The following is a 20,416-nucleotide window of genomic DNA, read 5'->3' as shown; positions in this document are numbered from 1 at the left end:
GAGCGGGGATCACCCCGGCTCAGCCGAGGCCGGCGGGCTCCTGGTGGCCGTCGTCCGGTCGCACCGTTCCCTTCACCGGCTTGCGGGACAGGTTGACCGCGCCCGCCTCCGGACCCCGCGCGGTCGCCGCAGCGATCGCGTCGTGGTCGTCGGCCTTCGAGTAGGCGTGGCGGAGGTGCACCGGCTCGGGCGGCCGGCCGGCGGCCTTCGCCTGGCGCCGCTTGTAGATCAGGTTGAGGGTCTCGACAGCGACCGCGAACGCCATCGGGCCGTAGATGAGCGCCTTGTCGACATGCACGTCGAAGCCGTCCGCGATGAGGAACGCGCCGATGAGCACGAGGAACGCGAGGGCGAGCATCTTGACGGTCGGGTGCCGGTTCACGAACGCGAAGATGTACTTCGATGAGAACAGCATGAGCCCGAACGACAGCACGACGGCGGCGATGATCACGATCAGGTTGTCCACCATGCCGACCGCGGTGATGACCGAGTCGAACGAGAAGACGATGTCGAGCAGGAGGATCTGGACGAGCACGGCGCCGAAGGTGGCGCTCGCGACCCGGCCTGTGCCGTGCGACTCGGCGCCCTCGAGCTTCTCGTGGATCTCGGTGACCGCCTTGTAGACGAGGAACAGCCCGCCCAGGATCAGCACGAGGTCGCGCCCCGAGAAGCCCATCCCGAAGAGCTCGAAGAGGTCCGCCGTGAGGCCGATGATCCAGGACGCCGCGAAGAGCAGGGCGATGCGGATGAGCATCGCGAGCGACAGGCCGAGATTTCGCGCCTTCGCCTGCTGCTCGACCGGCAGCTTGCTCGCGAGGATCGAGATGAAGATCACGTTGTCGACGCCGAGCACCACCTCGAGGACGAAGAGCGTGAGGAACGCGATGACGAGGTCAGGGGTCAGCTCGAGGGAGAAATCCACACTCGGACCATATTGGGCATTTCCTGAGAGATTCTCGCGCTAGCTCGGCGGGGCGGAAGACGCGTCGCTCGGAAGCACCGACACCCGGCTCGTCGGGTGCCCCGGCGCCACCAGCCAGGCCCGCCCGTCGATCGGGGCGAGCGCGGGCGGCAGCTCCCGTCGACGCGTGACCGCCCGGTGCTCCGCCGCCGAGCAGCCGATGAGCAGCATCGGAGTCGTCGCCACCGACGGCCACAGCGCGGGCGACGACTGCCACTCCTCCGGCGTCACCGCGACCACGCCCTCCCCGGCCGCGTCCTGCCGACGGGCGGGAGTCCGAGTGACGACGATCGCCGGGGATGCGACCGGCACCGCCTGCACCGAGGACGCCGCGAGACGGGGCGGTCGACTGCCGACCGCGACCTGCACCCGTTCCCCACGCCACCAGCCGGCCCCCGGCGGCAGGCTCGCCGCGCCGCGCCTGCCGATGCCGGCGAGCTCGTCGCGGGCGTCGCCGAGCGCGAGCACCCGCCCCGCGGCGGCGGCGAGCGGGCGGATCGCCGGCGCGAGAGGCACGTGCGCCGTCGCGGCGAGGGAAGCACGGCCGCCGCGGACCAGGCGGGCGAGCCGCTCCCCCAGCTCGGCCGCATGCTCGTCGCTGAGATCGGCGAGGGCGAGGTCGAGGTCGTCCACGAGGATGAGCTCCGGCCCGGCGGCGGCGACCGCGTCCCACAGCGTCTCCCCGCCCGCAGGCGCCCCGCCGGCGATGACCGGAGCGCCGCTCTGCTCGGCGAGCGTCGCCAGCAGCGTGCTGCGACCGGACCGGCGGCCGCCGACCCCGAGCAGCGCTCCCTCGACGCCGGGCCGCCATTCCGCGACGTCTCGCCGCTGCTCGGCGGGCAGGTCGAGGACCCCGACGACGAGCGCGTCCGCCCCGCGCGGGGACAGCTCGGCGAGCCCCACGAGCGGCGGCAGCGGCGGCAGCCAGACCGGCGCCACGGCCCTCCCGCGATGCGCGGCCGGGGCAGCGGAGGACGATGCGATCCGCGCCCGCACGGGAGGCTCACCGGACCGGGACACCAGGCACGCTCCGGGCTCGCCCGCCGGCAGGAGGGCCGCCCCGGGATCGCCGAGCAGCGCGCGGCTGTCCTCCGCGGCGAGCATCCGGAGAGCGATCCGGAGGCCGCAGTTCGCCAGCAGCGCCTCGCGCATCACGCCGGTGGGCCGCTGGGTGCCGAGGACGAGGTGGACGCCGAGTGCGCGCCCGCGTGCAGCCAGGTCGGTGACGACGTCGGACAGCGCCGGCTCTGCCGCGAGCAGGGCCGCGAACTCGTCGATGACCACCACCAGCCGGCCGAGCGCGGGCACCGCCTCGACACTGCGGGCGGCGTGGTCGCGCAGGACCCGCTCGCGGCGCAGCAGCTCCGCGCGGAGTCCGGTGGCCAGCCGGGCGAGGGAGTCCGGGTCGAGGTCGGTGACGAGGCCCGCGACGTGCGGGAGCCCGGCGAGCGGGTCGAAGGCGGTGCCGCCCTTGAAGTCGACGAGGAGCACCGCGAGCCGCTCGGGCGGATGCGCCGCCGCGAGCGCGAGCACCCAGGAGACCAGCAGCTCGCTCTTGCCCGACCCGGTCGTGCCGCCGACGATCGCGTGCGTGCCGTCGCGCACCAGATCGAGCTCGAGCGGGCCGTCCGACGTGACGGCGAAGCGCGCGGCGAGCCCGGCAGCGGCACCGGGCGGGCCGAGATCGACCAGGGTGACCGCGGCCGGCCGCTCGTCCCGCCTCCCGGCGCTCGCCGCCGAGACCAGCTCCGGACGAAGCCGGCCGAGCGAGGCGGCGTCGGGGTGGCGCATCACCTCGCCGAGGCGGACCCCGGAGAGGAGGACCACCACCGGGCAGGAGGCCGCCAGCTCCTCCACCCGGCGTGCGCGGGTCGCGACGCAGCCCTGCACGGCCAGGGATCGGGCGACCGCCGCGGTGAGCACGGGCGGGCCCGCGAGACCGACGAGGTCCCCGCGCTCGGCGGTGACGGGTGCCGCCGGGAGGACCGCCGCCTCGCGGACGAGGTCCTCGTCCTCCGGCTCCTGGGGCGCGAGCGCGATGCCGCTCGGCACCCCTCCCGCGCCCAGCACGACGCGACTCCCGGGGCGGGAGTGGCCCGCCACCACGTCGGCGGCGAACGGGGCAGCCGCACGGAGGGCCGCGATGCGGCGGGCGTGCTCCGCCGCGACCTCGACGCGCAGCCGGTCGAGCGCGACCGCCCGCCGGGCTCTCGCCCGCCGGCGCGCGCGGCGGCGCTGGCGGCGCGCATCGAGCAGAGCGGCGAGCGCGAGCACGGGGGCGAGACCGGCCAGGGCGAGGGAGAGCGGCGAGCGGGTGATCGCGAACAGCACCGCGCCCGCGAGCACGGGCGCCACCGTCGCGGCGAGCGGGAACGGGACCGGCTCCGGATCCGGCAGAGGCGGCGGGAGGTGCACTCCAGCAGGGTGCCGCCTCGGCCACCTCCCGGTCGGCGGCAGCCGGAGGACGGTGGGCGGAGGCCCGCCGCGGGAGGATGGGGAGGGTCAGCTCACGACGAAGAACTGCTCGCCGATCTCGACTCTGGAGCCGCGCGGGACGCGGCTGCGCATGCCGGGCGCGCTGAGCCGCGCGGGCCGCTCCGGCTCCCGCACCACGGTGCCGTTCGCCGAGAACCTGTCGCTGACCCAGAAGACGCCGCCCTCCTGGCCGAACTCGAGGTGCGTCTTCGACACCGAGCGGCCGGGGTCGTCGATGGCGACGAGCGAGTCGAACGCCTCCCCCGGCTGCGGCTCAGGACGGCGCCCGACGAGCCCCGTGCCGGTGACGGTGACCGACTCTCCTGTGCTGAATTGCAGCACGAACCGCGCGGCGGGCGCGGCGGCCCTGAACGTCGGCAGGCGGGTGTGCTCGTCGGGGACGGGAACGAAGATCGCGCCGGAGTTCACCTTGTCGGTGGCGTCGGCGGACGGCATCGGCGGGAGCGGCACGGGTGCGGACTGCGGGGTCCGAGCGGGCGCGGCCGGCGGGACCGGGGCAGCCGAGGACGGGGCGGACGCGGGATCGGCGCCGACCGGCTCCTCGAGCGCCGGCCCACCGACCGGGACGACGGAGATCGCGCCGGTGGCGGATCGGGTGGCCGTGCCGCACTCGCCGCAGAACATCGCGCCCTCGGGCAGCGTCGCACCGCAGGTCGGGCAGGTCATCGGGTCTCCTTCTCCGAGGTGGGCAGGCCGCGAGGGCGCGGCGCCCGGGCGCCGCGCCGCAACGAGCGGAGCGACACGAGCGCCTTCAGCCGCTCCCACCGGGTGCGGTCCCGGCCGAGATCGGCGCGGAGGTCGGCGACCGAGGTCCAGACCCGGTCCGCGTCGACCTCCTGCGGGTCGGTGGGCGCGAATGTCGCCCGGTCCACGGCGGAGGCAAGGACGAGCGGCTTGCGGCCGCCCACCGCGATCGCGAGCTCGTTGCGGGTGGCCGTCGGCGGCGCATCCACACCGTAGTCCACCGCGGCGTCCGCGAACTCGTCCCAGCCGCCGACGATCCGCTCGAGGGGCGCCGCCGCATGCCGGCGGCGGCGCCGGCGCCGCCACTTGAGGCCGAGGATCGCGAGGAACGGGGACAGCAGGATCGCCGCTCCGAGCAGCACCCAGCCGAGGACGCGGAGCACCGCGAGCAGCACGCCGAGCCACAGCGGAGCCTCCGGCTCCTGGTCCTGCTCGGCGACGTCGGGCGGCACCACATCGTCCGGGTCGACGGCGTCGTCGGGCGGCGGCTGCACGACCGACTGGGGCCGGGACACGCTCGCGGTGTCGTCGGGCTCCTGCTCGGGCACGTCGCGGACGGCGGGGTTCGGGTCGATCGGCACCCAGCCGACGCCGGCCGCGTTGACCTCGATCCAGGCGCTCTGGTCGGCGCCGCGCAGGTTCCCGGGATCGTCCTCGGGGGCGACGAAGCCCACGACGACCCGCGCGGGGAAGCCGAGCCGGCGAGCCAGGAGAGCCGCGGTGACCGCGTACTGCTCGCCGTCGCCGAGCATCGGCTGCGCGGTGAGCAGCTCGGTGATGCGGTCCGCCGAGTGACCGGAGCGGCTGAACGGCTCGCCTTCCCGGCCGTGGCTGACGTAGCCGTCCTGCCGAAGGCCGTCGAGCGCGGCGACGAGGCGCTCCCCCGGGGCGTCCGCTCCGGCCGCCCAGCGCTCCAGGGCCGCGTCGAGCTCGTCCGGCACGAGCGGCAGCTCGGGGACCGGCGCGGTGCCGGGCTGCAGGGTCGCCAGTGCGTTCGCCCCCACGGTGTCGGGCAGCACCGCGTCGATGGCGTAGCTGTCACCCGCCTCGAGCCCCGTGATGACCGCGCCCGTCCCGCTCGTGCGGTTGTAGTAGAAGGAGTCCTGCAGCCGCGAGGCGCGGTCGCCGCCGAAGCGGACGGTCTCGAGGGCGCCGATGTCGGGCAGCCAGATGCCGCGGTAGCCCTCCACCGTCACCTCGATGCGCACGCGCCGGCCGTTCACGTCGGAGGTGTCGACGGACGAGGGCACGCGCGTGAAGGAGGCGGACGCGCTGCTCACCTGGTCGCTGCCGACCGTGTAGACGACGCCGTCGTAGGTGTCGAGCGTGGCGATGCGGATGCGGTCCCCCGGCTCGAGGCCCTCGACCGCGAGCATGGTCGCGTCGGCGCGGTCGTCCTGGAAGTAGCGCCGGAACGCCGCGAGCGGGCTGGGGTGGTCGCGCGGGTCGAAGGGCACCTCGATGGCGGCCCGCAGCACCTGCCGCGGTCCGGCGGCGGGCGCGATCGCGGCCGCACCGACTCCCCCGGCGACCGCGACGGCGAGGATGACGGCCGCGCCGACGGTGCGGCGGAATTCGGCGCGCCGGCGGTCGACCCGGGACTCGCCGACCGCGCGCGCGGAGCGGCGGCGCGACCGGCGCCACAGCAGGAACGCGAGCGCGGCGACGAGGAGGGCCAGGCCGACCGGGAGGGAGGACGCCCGGGTGGGGCCGAGGAGGACGCCGGCCACGAACAGCACGACGGGCGCGAGGATGCCGAGCACGCCCCACCGGGCGCGGAGGGCGGTGGACAGCCCGGCGACCGTGAGCACGAGCACGAGGAGGAAGACGGGGACGAGCAGGGTCTGGTAGCCGCCGACCGGGAGCGAGATGGTCAGCAGCTCCTTCCAGCTGAGGGCGGCGCCGGCGACGAGCTCGGTGAGGCCCGGCACGGTCGGCACGACCCCCGCGTAGGCGAGGGACGGGACTGCGGCCGGGACGCCGAGGAGGAGGTAGGCGGCGATCGTCGCCGCACCGACGGCCCACCCGGGCCAGCGCCGGGCGGCGCCGAGGACGGCGATCGCGACGCCCGCGACGAGCGCGACGGCGACCGCGACGACGAGCGACTCGCTCTGGTGGATCGGCCAGAAGGACGCGCTCGCGATCGCCATCGCGAGCGCGAGGAACGCGGTGTTGCCGAGCACGAAGCCGCCGCGCCGCGACAGGCGCGAGAGGCGCGAGGACGGCCGCGCCGGCGGGACGGGCGCGCTCATGCCGCCCTGCTCCGGGCGAGGGCCTTCTGGAGGTCCTCGAGGTAGCCGATGGTCAGCACGGTGAGGCCGCCGACGCGGCGGAGGGCGGGCACGTAGCCGGGATCGCACACGACGGCGACCACCTCGACCCCGGCGGGGAAGGAGGCGGACGCCGCCCGCAGCTGAGCGGGCGTCGGCTTCGAGCCGAGGACGAGGAACGCGACGCTCGTGCCGGCGCCCTGCTCGGAGGCGACGCGGGCGAGGTCGACGACACCGAGCGCCGAGTCGGCCCGCTCGACGCGGGCGAGGTCGTCGAGCAGGCGCACCGGCGTGAGCGTGCTGAGCGACCGGACGGTGAACACCTTGCGCTTCGCGAACTCGGGCGTCGTGCCGCTCACGACGACGGAGACGGTGCGGGCGTCGCGGATGGCACGCACGCCGAGGGAGCCGGCGACGCTGACGGCCAGCTCGAACTGCTCCGCGTTCGCATAATCGGCGCCCGCGAGGCTCAGCGCGACGAGCAGGTGGCTGCGCCGGGTCTGCTCGAACTCGCGGACCATGTGCACGCCCTGCTTCGCGGTGGACTTCCAGTGGATGTAGCGGCGGTCGTCGCCCGGCTGGTACTCGCGGAGGGCGTGGAAGGCGACGTCGCTCGCCGTGAGGTCGCGCGTCGCCTGGCCCTCGAGGTCGCGGACGAAGCCCGTGCTCGTCGCCGGGATGGCGACCGTCCTCGGGTGCACGAAGAGCTCGACGGAGGTGTCCCAGACGTGCTCGCGGCGCACGAGGCCGAGCGGGTCGGCCCGCACGGAGCGGACGGGCCCGATGGGGAGCACGCCCCGGCGGCGCGTCGGCACGGTGAACGGCACGTCCTCGGTCGCACCGGCGGGCAGGGACGGGATCGGCAGGTCCTGCAGCCCGTCGCCGATCGGAAGCTCGACCGCGGTGGCGAGCAGGCGGTGCCCGGTCGGGTTCCGGGCGACGAGCGCGCCCGACGCCTCGGAGCCGACGACCACGCGGTTGTGGGGCATGGCGAGCCTCAGGTCCTGCCCGTGCCCGCCCAGCAGGAACAGGCCGGCGACGAGGATGATCACGGTGCCCGCCCAGGCGACCGGCACGAGCTCGGCCCAGCCGGCCGCATAGCCGACGGCGAAAGCGGTGGCGGTGACGCCGACCATGGTCCAGCCGAGCGCCGTGACCACCGAGGCGACGGTGCGGGCTGCCGTCCGCACGTGCCCCGTCGCGATGCGCCAGGCGCGCACGACCAGGACGACGACGTCGGCGACGAACCCGGTGCGCTCGCCGACGATCCTCGTCCGGGCGTTGGTCAGCGGCGTGGCGGCGGCCGTCTCGCCGCGCACCGTCGTGGAGTGCGGGACGCCCGTCAGGCTGCCGCGCGTCCCGCTGCGATGGCGGGAGGTGGTGTTCACACGGCCTGCCGCTCGCTCGGCGGCGGGACCTCGAGCAGGAGCTGCGCCATCACGTTCGACGCCGTGACGCCGTCGAACTCGGCCTCCGGGTCGAGCACGAGGCGGTGCGCGAGCACCGGCTCCCCCAGCGCCTTGACGTCGTCCGGGATCACGTAGTGGCGGCCGTTGGAGGCGGCGAGGGTCTTCGCGGTGCGCAGGAGCGCGATGGCGGCGCGCACGCTGGCGCCGAGGCGGACCTCGTCCGCGTTCCGGGTCGCCTCGATGATCCGCGAGACGTAGTCGCTCACCGACGGGTCGACGTGCACCGTCCGCGCGAGCTGGGTCATGTCGACGATGACGTCGGCGGGGACGATCGCCGGGATGACCACTTCGTGCGAGCGCACCGTCGAGCCCTCGAGGATGCGCAGGGTCGCCGCGTGGTCGGGGTAGCCGATCGAGGTCTTGAGGATGAAGCGGTCGAGCTGGGCCTCGGGCAGGCGGTAGGTGCCCGCCTGCTCGATCGGGTTCTGCGTCGCGATCACCATGAAGGGCGCGCCCACCGGGTGCCGGATGCCGTCGACCGTGACGGCGCCCTCCTCCATCACCTCGAGCAGAGCCGACTGCGTCTTCGGGCTGGCGCGGTTGATCTCGTCGGCGAGCACGATGTTCGCGAAGACGGGACCGTTGTGGAACTCGAACTCGCCCGTGCGCTGGTCGTAGATGCTGACCCCGGTGATGTCGCCCGGCAGCAGGTCCGGCGTGAACTGGACCCGGCTGGCGCTGCCGGCGACGCTCTGCGCGATGGCGCGGGCGAGCGAGGTCTTGCCGGTGCCGGGGAAGTCCTCGAGCAGCAGGTGCCCCTCGCTCAGCATCGCCGTCAGCGACAGCCGGATCACGTGGCTCTTGCCGAGCAGCACCTGCTCGACGTTCGCCGCGAGCCGTCCGAAGATGTCGCTGAACCAGGCCGCCTGCTCCGGGGTCATCGTCATGCTCCTGGTGTCTCCTGTCGTGTGGGTCGAGGTCCGCGCAGCGGGCTCAGTCGAAGTCCGCGGAGCGGTAGACCGGGCTCGAGTACGTGCCGGATCCCGTGATCACCCGCACCTGGAAGGTCGAGTCCGCTCCCGCGGCGCAGCTGCCGCTCTGCGGCATGCTCGGCGACCAGACGTTCCCCCCGTCGCACGAGTACTGCACGGCAGAGTAGCCCGAACCGGAGGGCGCACCCGTCCACGACCACGCCCCCACGCCGTTTCCGGGGGCGTAGCGGAGGCCGGTCGGCCGGGTGTCGGCGGGCGTGAAGGTCTGCGACGGCGCCGACCAGTCGGAGCAGAGCGTCTTCTCCGGGTAGGCCTCGCAGACCTGCACCTGAATCTGCACCGCCTGCCCGTACAGGCTGCCGTCGGCCACCAGCGTGCCGCCGAGGCGGGTGGTCCACGTCGCCGAGCCGCCCGCGAGACGGTAGACGTAGGACACCTCGGGGCTCCCGCCGCCGCTCGCGTACGCGACCGAGTCGAGGCGGTAGTCGTACCGGCCGTCGCCGCTGTCCGCCGGGCCGCCGACGCCGACCGAGGTGGGCGTTCCCGGCGCCTTGCGGGTGACGGCCCGCACCTCGCCGCTCGCCGTGCAGCCCTGACCGTTGTAGGCGAAGACCATGAAGCTGTAGGACGTGTTCGCGGGCACCTCGAACACCGTCGAGGTGGCCGACCCCATGTGCCGGAACTCATTGGTGGCGGGCGGCACCGAGAGGTCGGTGCCGCGGCCGCCGTCGTCGCTGGCGGAGCAGCCGGGCGGCGTGCCCTGGTACATCGCGGCGTAGTACTGGCCGACCCCGGAGCCGTTGCCGTCGAAGACGCCCGCCCAGTCGAGCGTCACGGTGCCGCGGCCGCCGGACCCGGCGTCGCCGACGCCCGCGGACGGGGTGCCGGTGACGACGGGCGCGCCCGCCGGCGTGCCGGACCCGCTCACCGAGTTCCAGTTGGTGAGGCGGCCGTACGCCTCGTTCCGGGCGGACACCGAGACGGCGACGGGGGCCCCGTTCGCGATGGAGCCGCTGGTGACGTCGAGGGAGTACTCGGTGCCCACGGGGTCGTCCGCGGGAACCGAGAGGGTGTCCGTGCGGCCCGCGACGCTCACCACGTAGTAATTGATCGGGCTGCCGCCCGTCTCGTTCGGCTTGCGCCAGAACACGCGGAGGCCGTGGTCGAGCGCGCGGGTCTCGAGCGACGCCGGGGCGGCGGGGACGATGTCGGACCAGACGGGCTCGCCGAGCGACGTCGGCGCCGACTCGCCGATCGCGTTCACCGCGATGACCGCGATGCGGACCGAGTTCGCGGGGCCGTTGCCGGGCGTGCGCACCGTGCACGTCGTCGAGGCGCAGTCGGTCGTCGCGATCGGGTCCCCGGCCGCGCTCGTCGTCGCCACCCGGAAGCCGGTGATCTCCGCGTTGTTGAAGGCGCCCGGATCGAAGGCGATGGTGACGGCGCGGTCGCCGAACGCGGTGGCCCGGACGTTCGTCACCGGCTGCGGCTTGTCCTGCACCGACACCGTGACCGTGCCCCACGCTGCCCGGTCCTCGTCGCCCGTGGCGTCGAGCACCTGGTACTGCAGGGTGACGTCCTCGGGCAGGGCGTCGTTCGCGACGTCGATCGACAGCCGCGACTTGTCGGCGCTCGGCGTGATGCGGACGCCCGCCGGGAGGGAGGCGGAGTCGAGGCCCCGCACGGCGACGACCTGGAGCGGGGTCGCCGGGAACGGGTTCGCCGCCTGGTCGTTCGCGAGCACGTCGACGCTCGTGGTGCGGCCGCGCGGGGCGACCGCGGTGTCGGCGGCGGGGCTCGCGAGCGGCCGCGTGGACGCGACCACCCGCAGCTCGAGGCGGCCGGACTCGCCGTCGGTGGTGCCGTCCCGCACGCCGATGCGGAGGGAGGATGCAGCGCCGGTGCGCACCGACTCCGCCGCGCGGATGGTGAGCGCCTGCCCGTCGAGGGAGACGGAGTAGCCGGACGGAACGCTGCCGAGCACCGAGTAGTCGAGCCCCGCGAGGTCGTCCGCGTAGGGGTAGGTGGTGAGGCGGGGCAGCTGGACGGTGCGCTCGGCGCCCGGTTCGAACTCGAGCACTCCCCCGTCGAACACCGGCGGCTGGTTCTCGCGCGGCGTCACCGAGATGGGCAGCACCAGTGTCGCGATGCGGCCGTCCGGGTCGTCGGCCGACTCGCCGTCGGTCACCTGGAAGGCGATGGAGGCGGGGCCGAAGTAGCCCTCCGCGCTTCGGAAGCGCAGGGTGTTCGCGTCGACCACCGCATCCGCGCCGTCGGAGTGGGTGGCCCGCACGGTGCTCGAGTCGGTGAGCCGGACGGCGCCGTCGCCGACCGCGACGACGTAGTCCCGCAGCTCGATCGTGATCGCCTCGCCGCTTCTCACCGTCAGCCGCGGCGCGCCCTTGCGCAGCTGCGGCAGGGCGTCGTCGAAGCCGGGTACGCGGATGAACGCGATGGCGGAGACGGCCGGGTCATCCGGGTGCCGCACGCTGAACGGGATGATCTGGCTGCTCGCGCCGAGCTCCACCCGGATGCGCTTGTCGTCGACGACGCGGGCGGTGCCGCCGTAGCCGGGGAGGACGCTGACGTCGAGGTCCTGGGGGTCGCCCTCGGCGAAGAAGACGCCGGAGAGCACGTTCACGTCGACGCTCTCGCGCCCGAGGATGTCGCTCAGGCCGAGCACGGTGTCCTCGGCGATCGGACGGGCGAGCGGCGCGTCGGGGTCGACGATCACGGTCAGGAAGTTCGAGCTCGTGCCGCCCCGCTCGTTCTCGATCGAGTAGACGAAGCCGTAGCGGCCGGCCCGCTCGGGCGCGACGACACGCAGGACACTGCCGTCGACCCGGGCGGTCCCGCCGCCGGTCGTCGCCTCGACGTCGGTGATGGAGAGCGTCTCGCCGTCGGGGTCGGAGTCGTTCGCGAGGACCTGCACCGCGATCGTCCGGCCCGGCCGCACCGTCACCTCGTCCTCGACGGCCACCGGGTTGCGGGCGCCCTCCAGGCGCGGGCTGATGCCGACGCGGACGGTGCCGGTCGCCTGCGCGCCGAGCCCGTCGACGACGCGGTAGGTGAACGTGTCGGTGCCCGCCGAGTAGTCGCCCGCCTCGAACTCGATCCAGTCGCTGCCCACCTCGGTGACGGCGCCCTTCTCGGGGTTCGACTCCTGGCCGAGGAGCTGCACGGAGTCGCCGTCCGGATCGATGCCGGTCAGCGGGACGGGGATGCGCACGCTCTCGCCGGCGAGCACGCGCGCCTCGACGGTGCGCGGCACGGGCGGATTGTTCGACGCCGGATCCGCCTCGCGCACGGAGATGCTGACCTCGGCGGTCGCCCACTGGCCGTCGGGGCCGTTCACCCGGTAGACGGCGGTGAAGTTGCCCGTGGTGTCCGGCGCGAGGTAGCGCAGCCGGCTCTGTGCCGGGAACAGCAGGCCCGAGCCGCCCGGCAGCGGCGTCACGAGCTCGGGGTCGAGCGTCAGCTGCTCGCCGTCCGGGTGCTCGTCGTTCGCGAGGACGGGGATGTCGATGGCGTCCCCGACCCGCACCGAGACCTGGTCGGCGCGCGCGAGCGGCGGCTGGCTGCGGGCCGGCTCGGGGATCTCGACGACCGCGACGGTGCCCTGGGCGTCGGCGAGGCCGTTGCTCACCGTGTAGGTGAAGTCGACGGGCCCGTCGAGGGGCGCGGTGAGCGTGATCCGCAGAAGGCGCTGCTCGAGGATCTCGACGCGGACGCCGGAGTCGACCGGCACCTCGCCGACGCCGGTCACGAGGAGGACGCCGCCGGCGGGATCGATGTCGGTCGCGAGCACGTCGAGGTTCTGGCTGCCGCCCTGCCGGACGAAGGCGGTGTGCGGCACCGTGATGGGCGTGCTGTTGGCGTCGGGCGGCGTCTCGACGTCGACGCGCACCGTGCCGGTCGCCGTGCCGGCGCCGTCGCTCACGGTGTAGTCGAGGTACCGGGTGCCCGCCTCCTCGGCGACGAGGCGGAAGGTGCCGCCCTCGTAGTCGGCCTGCACGGTCACCCCCGACTTCGGCGGGACGTTCGTGAGGCGGAGCATGCCGCTGCCGCCGCGCACGTGCGCAAGCGGCGCGACGGTCAGCTCCTCGCCGACGTAGGCGCGCACCGCGAAGGGCTCGGCGACGATCGGCACCTCGCCCGCCGGGCGGACCGTCACGGCGAGGGTCCCCGCGCCGTCGGCGCGGCCGTCGGAGACTGCGAGCGCCACATCCTTCCGGTCGCCGCCCTGGCCCGAGTCGATGAACACGATCTCGCCGCCCGGCTTCCAGGTGCTCGTGTCCGGCGCGCCCACCGACGCGCTCGTCAGGTAGAAGGCGTCGCCGTCCGGGTCGACCCAGTCGCCGAGGGTGTCGACCGCCACGCGGCCGCCGGCGGCGACGGTCGCCTTGGTCGTGCGCAGCTGCTGCGGAGGCGAGTTCTCGTCCGGCGAGCGGACGTCCACGGTCACCGTCGCGCTCGCGGTCCCGCCGCGGCCGTCGGAGATGGTGTACCCGAACGAGACCGCGCCGGTCGCGGTGTCGGGCAGGGTGAGCAGCACCTGCTGCCCGCCGCTCACGAGCTCGAGGCTCCCCACGTCGGCCGCGAGGGTCGTCAGCTCGTCGATCACGAGGACGTCGCCGTTCGGGTCGTAGTCGTTCAGGAGGACCGGCAGCACGGTGGCGCGGCCGGGCCGTGCGCCCAGGTCGTCGTCCTGGGCGATCGGCGGCGCCTGCAGCGTCTCGTACTCGGGCGGGGTGTCCTCGTCGTTCTCGGGCGCCGCGTCGCTGTCCTCGTTGCGGGCGAGCAGCTCGTCCCAGTTGTCGATCGCGGCGTTGCCGTCCTGCACCGCCCACGTGCCGCCGCCGAGGGAGTCGTTGAGGACGACCCGGCTGCCGCTGGTGCGGAACGCGAGCTGGGCGGACGACGGCATCCCGTCGATGGACTCGAGCTCGGGGTCCTCGCCGTCGATGCCGGTACCGCCGCTGCCCGCAGCGCAGTCGCGCCACACGTCGCCGCTCGACCAGGCCGCGTACGCGCAGCCGGCGCGCACCACGGGGGCGGCGGGGGTGCCGGAGCGGCCCTCGGCGGTGAGCCCCGCCACCTCCTCGGGCTCGCCGCCGCCGAGCGGCACCCGGACGAGCCCGCCCGCGTGCGCGACGTAGAGCCGGTCGCCGCCGTCCCGGCCGGCGGCCTCCGCGGTCACCGCCTGCTGGAGCACGGGCGAGGCGCCCGCCGCGATGAGGTCCGTCAGGTCGACGGTCGCGCCGTCGAGGGTGAGGGTGCGCGTCGTCGCGTCGAGCACCGCCCAGCGGCCGCCGACGGAGGTGATCGAGAACTCGTCGTCGGTCGTGCCGGCGTCGACGGCGGAGGTGCGGGCGACGACGTCGCTCCTCCCCGCGTCGACGCGGTACACCTCCCCCGCCTCCGGGGAGTGGACGAAGAGGGTGCCGTCCGACTCCATCGACGAGACGGAGCCGGCGCCGAGGCTGAGGTCGGGCGGGATCGACGAGTCGAACGAGCCGAGCGCCGGAAGCGGCACGATCCAGATGCGGCCGGTGGCGGTCGAGTGCAGGACCGCACGGCCGTCGGCCACCTCGGTGCCGGTCGTGTGCAGCACCGTGTCGTCCGGGGGCACCGGCACCGACTCCTGCACGCTGGAGGTGGCGGGGTCGACGACGTCGAGGGTCGAGTTCCCGCGGTCGTAGAGATAGACGTCCTGGCCGCGCTGGTGCACCTCGACCGTGCTGGTGGTGCTCGCGACGACCGTGTCGAGCTGCAGCACCTGGGTGTTGGCGCGGCCGATCACCTGCTTGGAGCCGTTGGCGACCCAGACGGACCCGTCGTCGAGGTCCATCCGCTGCGCCGTGTACCCGTTCGAGACGACGGCGACCGTCGCGACCACGGCGACCACCGCGCCGCCGCCCACGAGGGAGACGAGCTTCGAGCGGTGCCGCGCGAGAGCTGCTGCGGCGCGCCGCAGCGGGGAGGGCGCCACCACCTAGGCGCCCACGCACTTCTCGTTGCTCGGCTCGCCCACCTTGCCGCTGCGGTTCACGGTGACGCTGATGCACACGCGGCTGCCGGTCGGGGCGTCGGCGAGGAACGTGGTGCCCTTCTGCAGGCTGGTGCGCCCGTCGTGGGTGGTGATCTCGTAGCTGTCGCCGTCGTCGAGGCCCGGGTCCGCCCAGGAGAAGCGCACCGTGCCGTCGTCGACCTCCGCCGCGATGTCGCTCACCCGGGGGATGTCGCTCGAGGAGCCGCGGATGAGCACCACCATGGCGGTGGCGCCGAGGGCGATGACGAGGGCCGAGACGGCGACGAGCACCCAGGAGAGCCACTGGACGCCCTTCGGCTGGGGTCCGCGCAGCCCGGAGCCCGCGTCCACCGACCCGCTGCCCGCTTCGACCAGGACGCCGACCCCGCCGCGGGACGCGCTCGAGTCCATGGTCCGCGAGCGCCGCCGGCGCCGCTCGCTCGACTGCTTGAGTGCCGGGACGCCGCGGATGCGCGTCCGGTCCTCCAGGTCGGCGACCGTCGCGAGCGCCCAGTCGTCCATCGCCACCTCGAGCGGCGTCTGCGGCAGGCCCAGCTCTGTCTCGACCGCCTGCAGCTCGCGGATCAGCTCGAGGACGCTGCCCGGCCGCTGCTCCGGCTTCTTCGACATGGCCCGCTGCAGCACGAGCTCGAGCCGCGCGGGCACGTCGGAGCGGTCGATCGGCTCCGGCTTCGCCCGGTTGATGCGATTGATGAGCTCCGTCGACTTGTTGTCGGTGCCCGGCACCTCGAACGGCGACCGGCCGGCGAGGAGGCTGTAGACCGTGGCCGCCGTCGACCACACCTCGCTCGCGATGGTGCCGGACGTCTCGTCCATCAGCACCTCGGGCGCCGACCAGGGGATGGAGAGGCCGACCGACTCGGTGCGCTCGGACTCGGCGAGCGTGGCGGCGATGCCGAAGTCCGACAGCACGGGGTGGCCGTACGCGGTCATCAGGATGTTGGTCGGCTTGATGTCGCGGTGCAGCACGCCGGCGCGGTGGGCGGTCTCGATGGCGCTCGCGACCTTGATCGCGATCCGCAGCACCTCGGGAACCGGGATCTTCTCGCGCCGGTACCGCTCGCCGAGCGCCGCGGAGCAGAGCTCCATCACCAGATAGGGCCGGCCGTCGGACGACACGCTCGCCTGGTACACGGTGAGGATCGACGGATGGGTGCTCAGCTGGGCCATGAGGTTGGCCTCGGCCTGGAACATCTGCCGCACCTGGTCGTTGACGACGTCGGCGAGCATCACCTTGACGGCCACCTGACGGCGCGGCATGTTCTGCTCGTAGAGGAAGACGTCCGCGAAGCCGCCGGACCCGAGCGCCCGCACGTAGGTGAAGCCGGGAAGGGTCGGCGGGGTGGACGGCAGACGTCGCGTCATGTCATCCCCTAGACCGTTGGCGGACGAGCACCGGCGTCGGCCGCGCCCGGCGGAACCGCCACGTGTGCCCGGAAGGCATTGTAGACAGGGCTTTTCCCCGATCGGGCGCCGCGCACGTGGCGGTTCCGATCCCGGCCCGCCCCCAGTGCGAGGGCAGACCGCCCGTTCGAGCCCTGTACCCCGTCCGTCGGGGAAGCCCCGGTGGTTGAGGAGCCGCCGCAGGCGGCGTCTCGGAACCGCCAGCCCGACGATCCCCGTGGTGGTGGTTTCGAGGCTCGCTGCGCTCGCACCTCGACCACCGGAGACTGCGTGAGACGTGCCCCTCAGGAGTGGCGGCCGGTGCCGCGGCGCGGGACCGTCTGGTGGATGTCGAAGTCCCCGGTGGTCGCGAGCACGTCGATGATGACGACGGTGATGTTGTCGCGTCCGCCCCGGACGAGCGCCGCCTCCACCAGGTCGTGCGCGGTGTCGCGGGCCGTGCGGCCGGCCACGAGGTGGGAGCGGAGGTCCTCGTCCGTCAGCTCCTTGGTGAGGCCGTCGGAGCAGAGCAGCAGGCGCAGACCCTCGGTGACCGGGATCATCCAGTAGTCGGGGGCCGGCATCTCGTTGAAGCCGATGGCCCGCGTGATGACGTTGCTGTCCGGGTGGTTCTCCGCCTGCTCCTTGCTGATCACCCCCGAGTCGACGAGCTCCTGCACCACGGAGTGGTCGACCGTGACCTGCTCGAAGAGGCGGCCGCGCAGCTGGTAGACCCGCGAGTCGCCGATGTTGAACACGGCCCAGTACGGATCCGTGCCGACGAGCGTGAGGGCCGCGCCGGTCACCGTGGTGCCGGTGCCGAGCGCGTGGGTGCCGGAGACGCGGGCGATGTCCTGGGCGGCCGTGCCGAGCGCGTGCTCGACGACGTCGGGGTCGATGAAGTCGGTCTCGATGACCTCGGCGAGCCGGGTCACGACCGCCGCGCTCGCGACGTCGCCGGCGGAGTGCCCGCCCATGCCGTCGGCCACCGCGAAGACGGGGCTCTGCGCGAGGAAGCTGTCCTCGTTCACGGAGCGCTTGCGACCCACGTTGGTGACGGCGGCCCAGCTGAGGGTCACCTGGAGGTCGGGGCGACGGGGCACCGTCACGGTGTGACCCGAGTTGCTGCGGCCGATCTGCGTCACGGGTCCTGCCTGAGAAGAATGGAGGAGCCCGGCGGGATGCCGGACTGCGGAGGTGGCCGTTCCCCTACCGGATCGGCAGGATCTCGATGACGTTGCCGTCGCCGATGTCCACAAGGGTGCCCGGCGTCACCACCATCGATTCACCCTGGCGCAATTTTATGGGAGTCGATCCCGGCTGCGAAACGAAGGTGCCGTTCGTCGACCTCATGTCGGTGACGACGACCGAGCTCCCCTCCTGCCGGAGCTCGACGTGGGTGCTCGACACCTCCATGGACGGGGAGGCGATGCGCAGCAGCCGCGGCAGGGTGCCCGTCACGATGCGCGGGCTGCTCGGCTTGCGGCCGATGTAGACGGGCGTGTCCAGGCGGTACACCTGCCCGTTGCCGATGCGGAAGCAGTAGTAGCCCGTCGTGCGCTCCTGCCCCGGCGCGAACCGCGGGTCGAACTCCATGCGGGCGGGCGACCACGTGGTGAGCGGCGGGCTGTCGGCGCGGTGCCGGCGGCGGGAGGTGACGATCGTGTCGCCGATGTCACCCGCCTCCTCGCCGGCGCGGGCGACCTCGGCGACGCGATCGCTGCCGCGGAAGCGGCCGGTGCCGAGCCCGCGGATGGTGTCGTCGAGGTCCATCGTGTCGCCCGTGTTGCCGAGCGCGGTGCGCGACGGCGGCATCGCGGGCACCTCGGCGGCGGGCGCGGAGGGCGCGGCGGGGATGACCGGGATGGGTGTCGTGATCGGCGCGCGGTACGGGCCGGGCGCTGCCGCGAGGTTCTGCACGGGGATCGACCCGGAGACGGGCGCCGAGGCGTGCGAGGGCGCGATGGTCGCGGCGGCACGACGCGGACGCTGCCGCCGCTCCGGCGGAGCGACCGGGGCCGGCACGACGCCGGGCTCGCCGGGCGTCCAGGCGAGCCAGGGCGCGCGGATGATCCCGCTCATCAGGGGCAGGTCTGTGGCGGCCGGCCCCGTCTCGACCCCGACGGGCCGCTCGACGGAGCCGAGCGCGAGCGCCTGCACCCCGTCGAACTCGGCGAGGTACCAGGGCTGCATGTTGCGCGAGTCGATGCGGCGCTGGCCCGCGACCGTCTGCACGTCGACGCTCCCCCGGCCGCGCAGCACGATCGTGGTGCGGACGCCGGTGACGACGACCGCGAAGGATCCGACCGCGGACGGGCCGCGCGTGGGCACGGCGGCGACCACCGACTCGATGGAGGCGTCCGGCGCGGTTGCGGTGCGCCACAGCGCCATGACCACCTCCGGGGAGGCGGAGGGCTCGAAGCCCGCGAGCACGTGTCCTGCCGCGAAGAACGTCCAGTTCAGCGTCCCGCCGACGCCGGCGGCGAGGGGCGAGTAGAAGGCGTGGCCGGAGGTCACGACTGGGCGACCTCCCCCTGGCCTCCGGTCACTGGCCGATGTAGCTCATGACGTGCTTGACGCGAGTGTAGTCCCCGAAGCCGCGCTTATCAGGCGCCGATGCGAATCAGCTTCTTGTTGACGAACTCGTCGGCACCGAAGCGGCCGAGCTCGCGGCCCGAGCCGGAGCGCTTGACGCCGCCGAACGGCAGCTCCGCGGCGTCGCCCAGCACGACGTTGATCCACACCATGCCGGCGTCGATCCGGTCGGCGAGGCGCAGTGCCTGCTCGCGGTCGGTCGTGAAGACGTAGGACCCGAGACCGAACGGCGTGTCGTTCGCGATCCGGACCGCCTCGTCCTCGTCGGCGACCCGGTAGAGCTGCCCGACCGGTCCGAAGAACTCCTCGCGGTAGGCGTCCATCTCGGGCTTGACATCGGCGAGCACGGCCGGCGGGAAGTAGGTCCCGCGGCGCTCGCCCTTCAGCAGCACCTTCGCCCCCTGCGCCTCGGCGCGGGAGAGCTGCTCCTCGAGTCGCTCGGCGGCGGCAGCCGAGGAGAGGGGGCCGAGGACGGTGCCCTCCGCGTTCGGGTCGGCGGGCTGCACGGCGGCGAGCGCGGCGACGAACTTCTCCGCGAAGGCCTCGTAGAGGTCGTCCTTCACGATGAAGCGCTTCGCGGCGTTGCAGGACTGCCCGTTGTTGTCGAGCCGCGCGTTCACCGCGGCCTCGACGGCGGAGTCGAGGTCGTCGGTCGACAGCAGGATGAACGGGTCCGATCCGCCGAGCTCGAGCACGACCTTCTTCAGGTGCCGGCCCGCGACCTCCGCCACGGCCGAGCCCGCGCGCTCGGATCCGGTCAGGGACACGCCCTGCACGCGGGGGTCCGCGATCACGGTCGCGCACTGCTCATTGGTGGCGTAGATGTTGATGTATGCGCCCTTCGGCGCTCCCGCGTCGTGGTAGATCCGCTCGATCGCGGCGGCGGACTCGGGGCACTGCGGGGCGTGCTTCAGCAGGACCGTGTTGCCGATGATGAGGTTCGGGCCGGCGAACCGGGCGACCTGGTAGTAGGGGAAGTTCCAGGGCATGATGCCGAGGATCACGCCGAGCGACGAGCGGCGCACGAGCGCCTCGCCGCCGCCGTCGCGGAGCTCGATGACCTCGTCCTCGAGGAAGGCCGGGCCGTTGTCGGCGTAGTACCGGTAGATGTCGGCGGCGAAGTCGACCTCGGCGAGAGCTTGGTCGAGCGGCTTCCCCATCTCGCGGACGATGATCGCGGCGAGCTCGTCACGCCGCTCGACGTGCAGGTCGGCCACCCGGCGGATGATCTCGGCGCGCTCGCGGCGATCCGTCGTGCGCGACCATTCCTCGTGTGTGGCGTGGGCCGAGGCGATCGCCTCGGAAAGCGCCTCGTCGGTGATGGTGTCGTACTCCTTGACGGTCTCGCCCGTCGCCGCGTCGACCACCGCGTAGTAGCTCATTGCTCGTCCCCTTCGTCGTCCGCTTGGAAGAATAGGCCAACCGGCCCGCGTCGCGCACGAGCGGAACGGGAATTCCCCACGGATTCCGTCGCCGAACCGCCCCTGGGCGACTGATCCGCTTGCCTGCGCTCC

General features: G+C 73.8%; 11 protein-coding genes. All 11 read right to left on the bottom strand.

The window, feature by feature from the left end; genetic code table 11:
• Nucleotides 1-19: 19 nt before the first annotated feature.
• The 11 genes from J3P36_RS13320 to J3P36_RS13270 all read right to left on the bottom strand — a co-directional run bounded on the left by J3P36_RS13320 (nt 20) and on the right by J3P36_RS13270 (nt 20,284).
• A complete protein-coding gene (locus J3P36_RS13320) occupies nt 20-922 on the bottom strand; it encodes a TerC family protein (RefSeq protein WP_210508694.1) in 903 nt (300 codons plus the stop codon).
• A 39-nt stretch (nt 923-961) separates the two neighbouring features.
• Complete coding sequence (locus J3P36_RS13315) at nt 962-3,376, bottom strand: FtsK/SpoIIIE domain-containing protein (RefSeq protein WP_210508693.1); 2,415 nt, start codon at nt 3,374-3,376, stop codon at nt 962-964.
• A gap of 87 nt (nt 3,377-3,463) precedes the next feature.
• Nucleotides 3,464-4,123, bottom strand: a complete 660-nt coding sequence (locus tag J3P36_RS13310) for a zinc-ribbon domain-containing protein (protein ID WP_210508692.1) — start codon at nt 4,121-4,123, stop codon at nt 3,464-3,466.
• On the bottom strand, nt 4,120-6,453 hold the full coding sequence (locus J3P36_RS13305; protein ID WP_210508691.1) for a transglutaminase-like domain-containing protein: 2,334 nt from the start codon (nt 6,451-6,453) through the stop codon (nt 4,120-4,122). The genes J3P36_RS13310 and J3P36_RS13305 overlap by 4 nt, the downstream gene beginning before the upstream one ends.
• Nucleotides 6,450-7,859, bottom strand: coding sequence for a DUF58 domain-containing protein (locus tag J3P36_RS13300; RefSeq protein WP_307807098.1), 1,410 nt, complete (start codon nt 7,857-7,859; stop codon nt 6,450-6,452). Before J3P36_RS13300 ends, J3P36_RS13305 begins: the two co-directional genes overlap by 4 nt.
• Nucleotides 7,856-8,827: a MoxR family ATPase gene (locus J3P36_RS13295; protein WP_210508690.1), complete on the bottom strand. Its 972-nt coding sequence runs from the start codon at nt 8,825-8,827 to the stop codon at nt 7,856-7,858. Before J3P36_RS13295 ends, J3P36_RS13300 begins: the two co-directional genes overlap by 4 nt.
• 46 nt (nt 8,828-8,873) lie before the next feature.
• Nucleotides 8,874-14,867, bottom strand: coding sequence for an Ig-like domain-containing protein (locus J3P36_RS13290; protein ID WP_307807097.1), 5,994 nt, complete (start codon nt 14,865-14,867; stop codon nt 8,874-8,876).
• Nucleotides 14,868-16,289 carry a serine/threonine-protein kinase gene (locus tag J3P36_RS13285; protein ID WP_210508689.1) on the bottom strand — a complete coding sequence of 474 codons (1,422 nt, stop codon included), beginning with the start codon at nt 16,287-16,289 and terminating at the stop codon, nt 14,868-14,870. It abuts the gene before it with no gap.
• Nucleotides 16,290-16,612: 323 nt separating this feature from the next.
• Nucleotides 16,613-17,452: a PP2C family serine/threonine-protein phosphatase gene (locus J3P36_RS13280; RefSeq protein WP_210508688.1), complete on the bottom strand. Its 840-nt coding sequence runs from the start codon at nt 17,450-17,452 to the stop codon at nt 16,613-16,615.
• Nucleotides 17,453-17,516: 64 nt separating this feature from the next.
• Nucleotides 17,517-18,824, bottom strand: coding sequence for an FHA domain-containing protein (locus tag J3P36_RS16835; protein WP_307807096.1), 1,308 nt, complete (start codon nt 18,822-18,824; stop codon nt 17,517-17,519).
• 89 nt (nt 18,825-18,913) lie between these two features.
• Nucleotides 18,914-20,284 carry an NAD-dependent succinate-semialdehyde dehydrogenase gene (locus tag J3P36_RS13270; protein ID WP_210508687.1) on the bottom strand — a complete coding sequence of 457 codons (1,371 nt, stop codon included), beginning with the start codon at nt 20,282-20,284 and terminating at the stop codon, nt 18,914-18,916.
• Between the last annotated feature and the right edge of the window lie 132 nt (nt 20,285-20,416).

This window comes from Naasia sp. SYSU D00057 (assembly GCF_017916505.1).
Classification (GTDB): domain Bacteria; phylum Actinomycetota; class Actinomycetes; order Actinomycetales; family Microbacteriaceae; genus Naasia.
The sequence above is the reverse complement of the archived record's forward strand: the minus strand, read 5'-3'. Positions and strand labels throughout refer to the sequence as shown.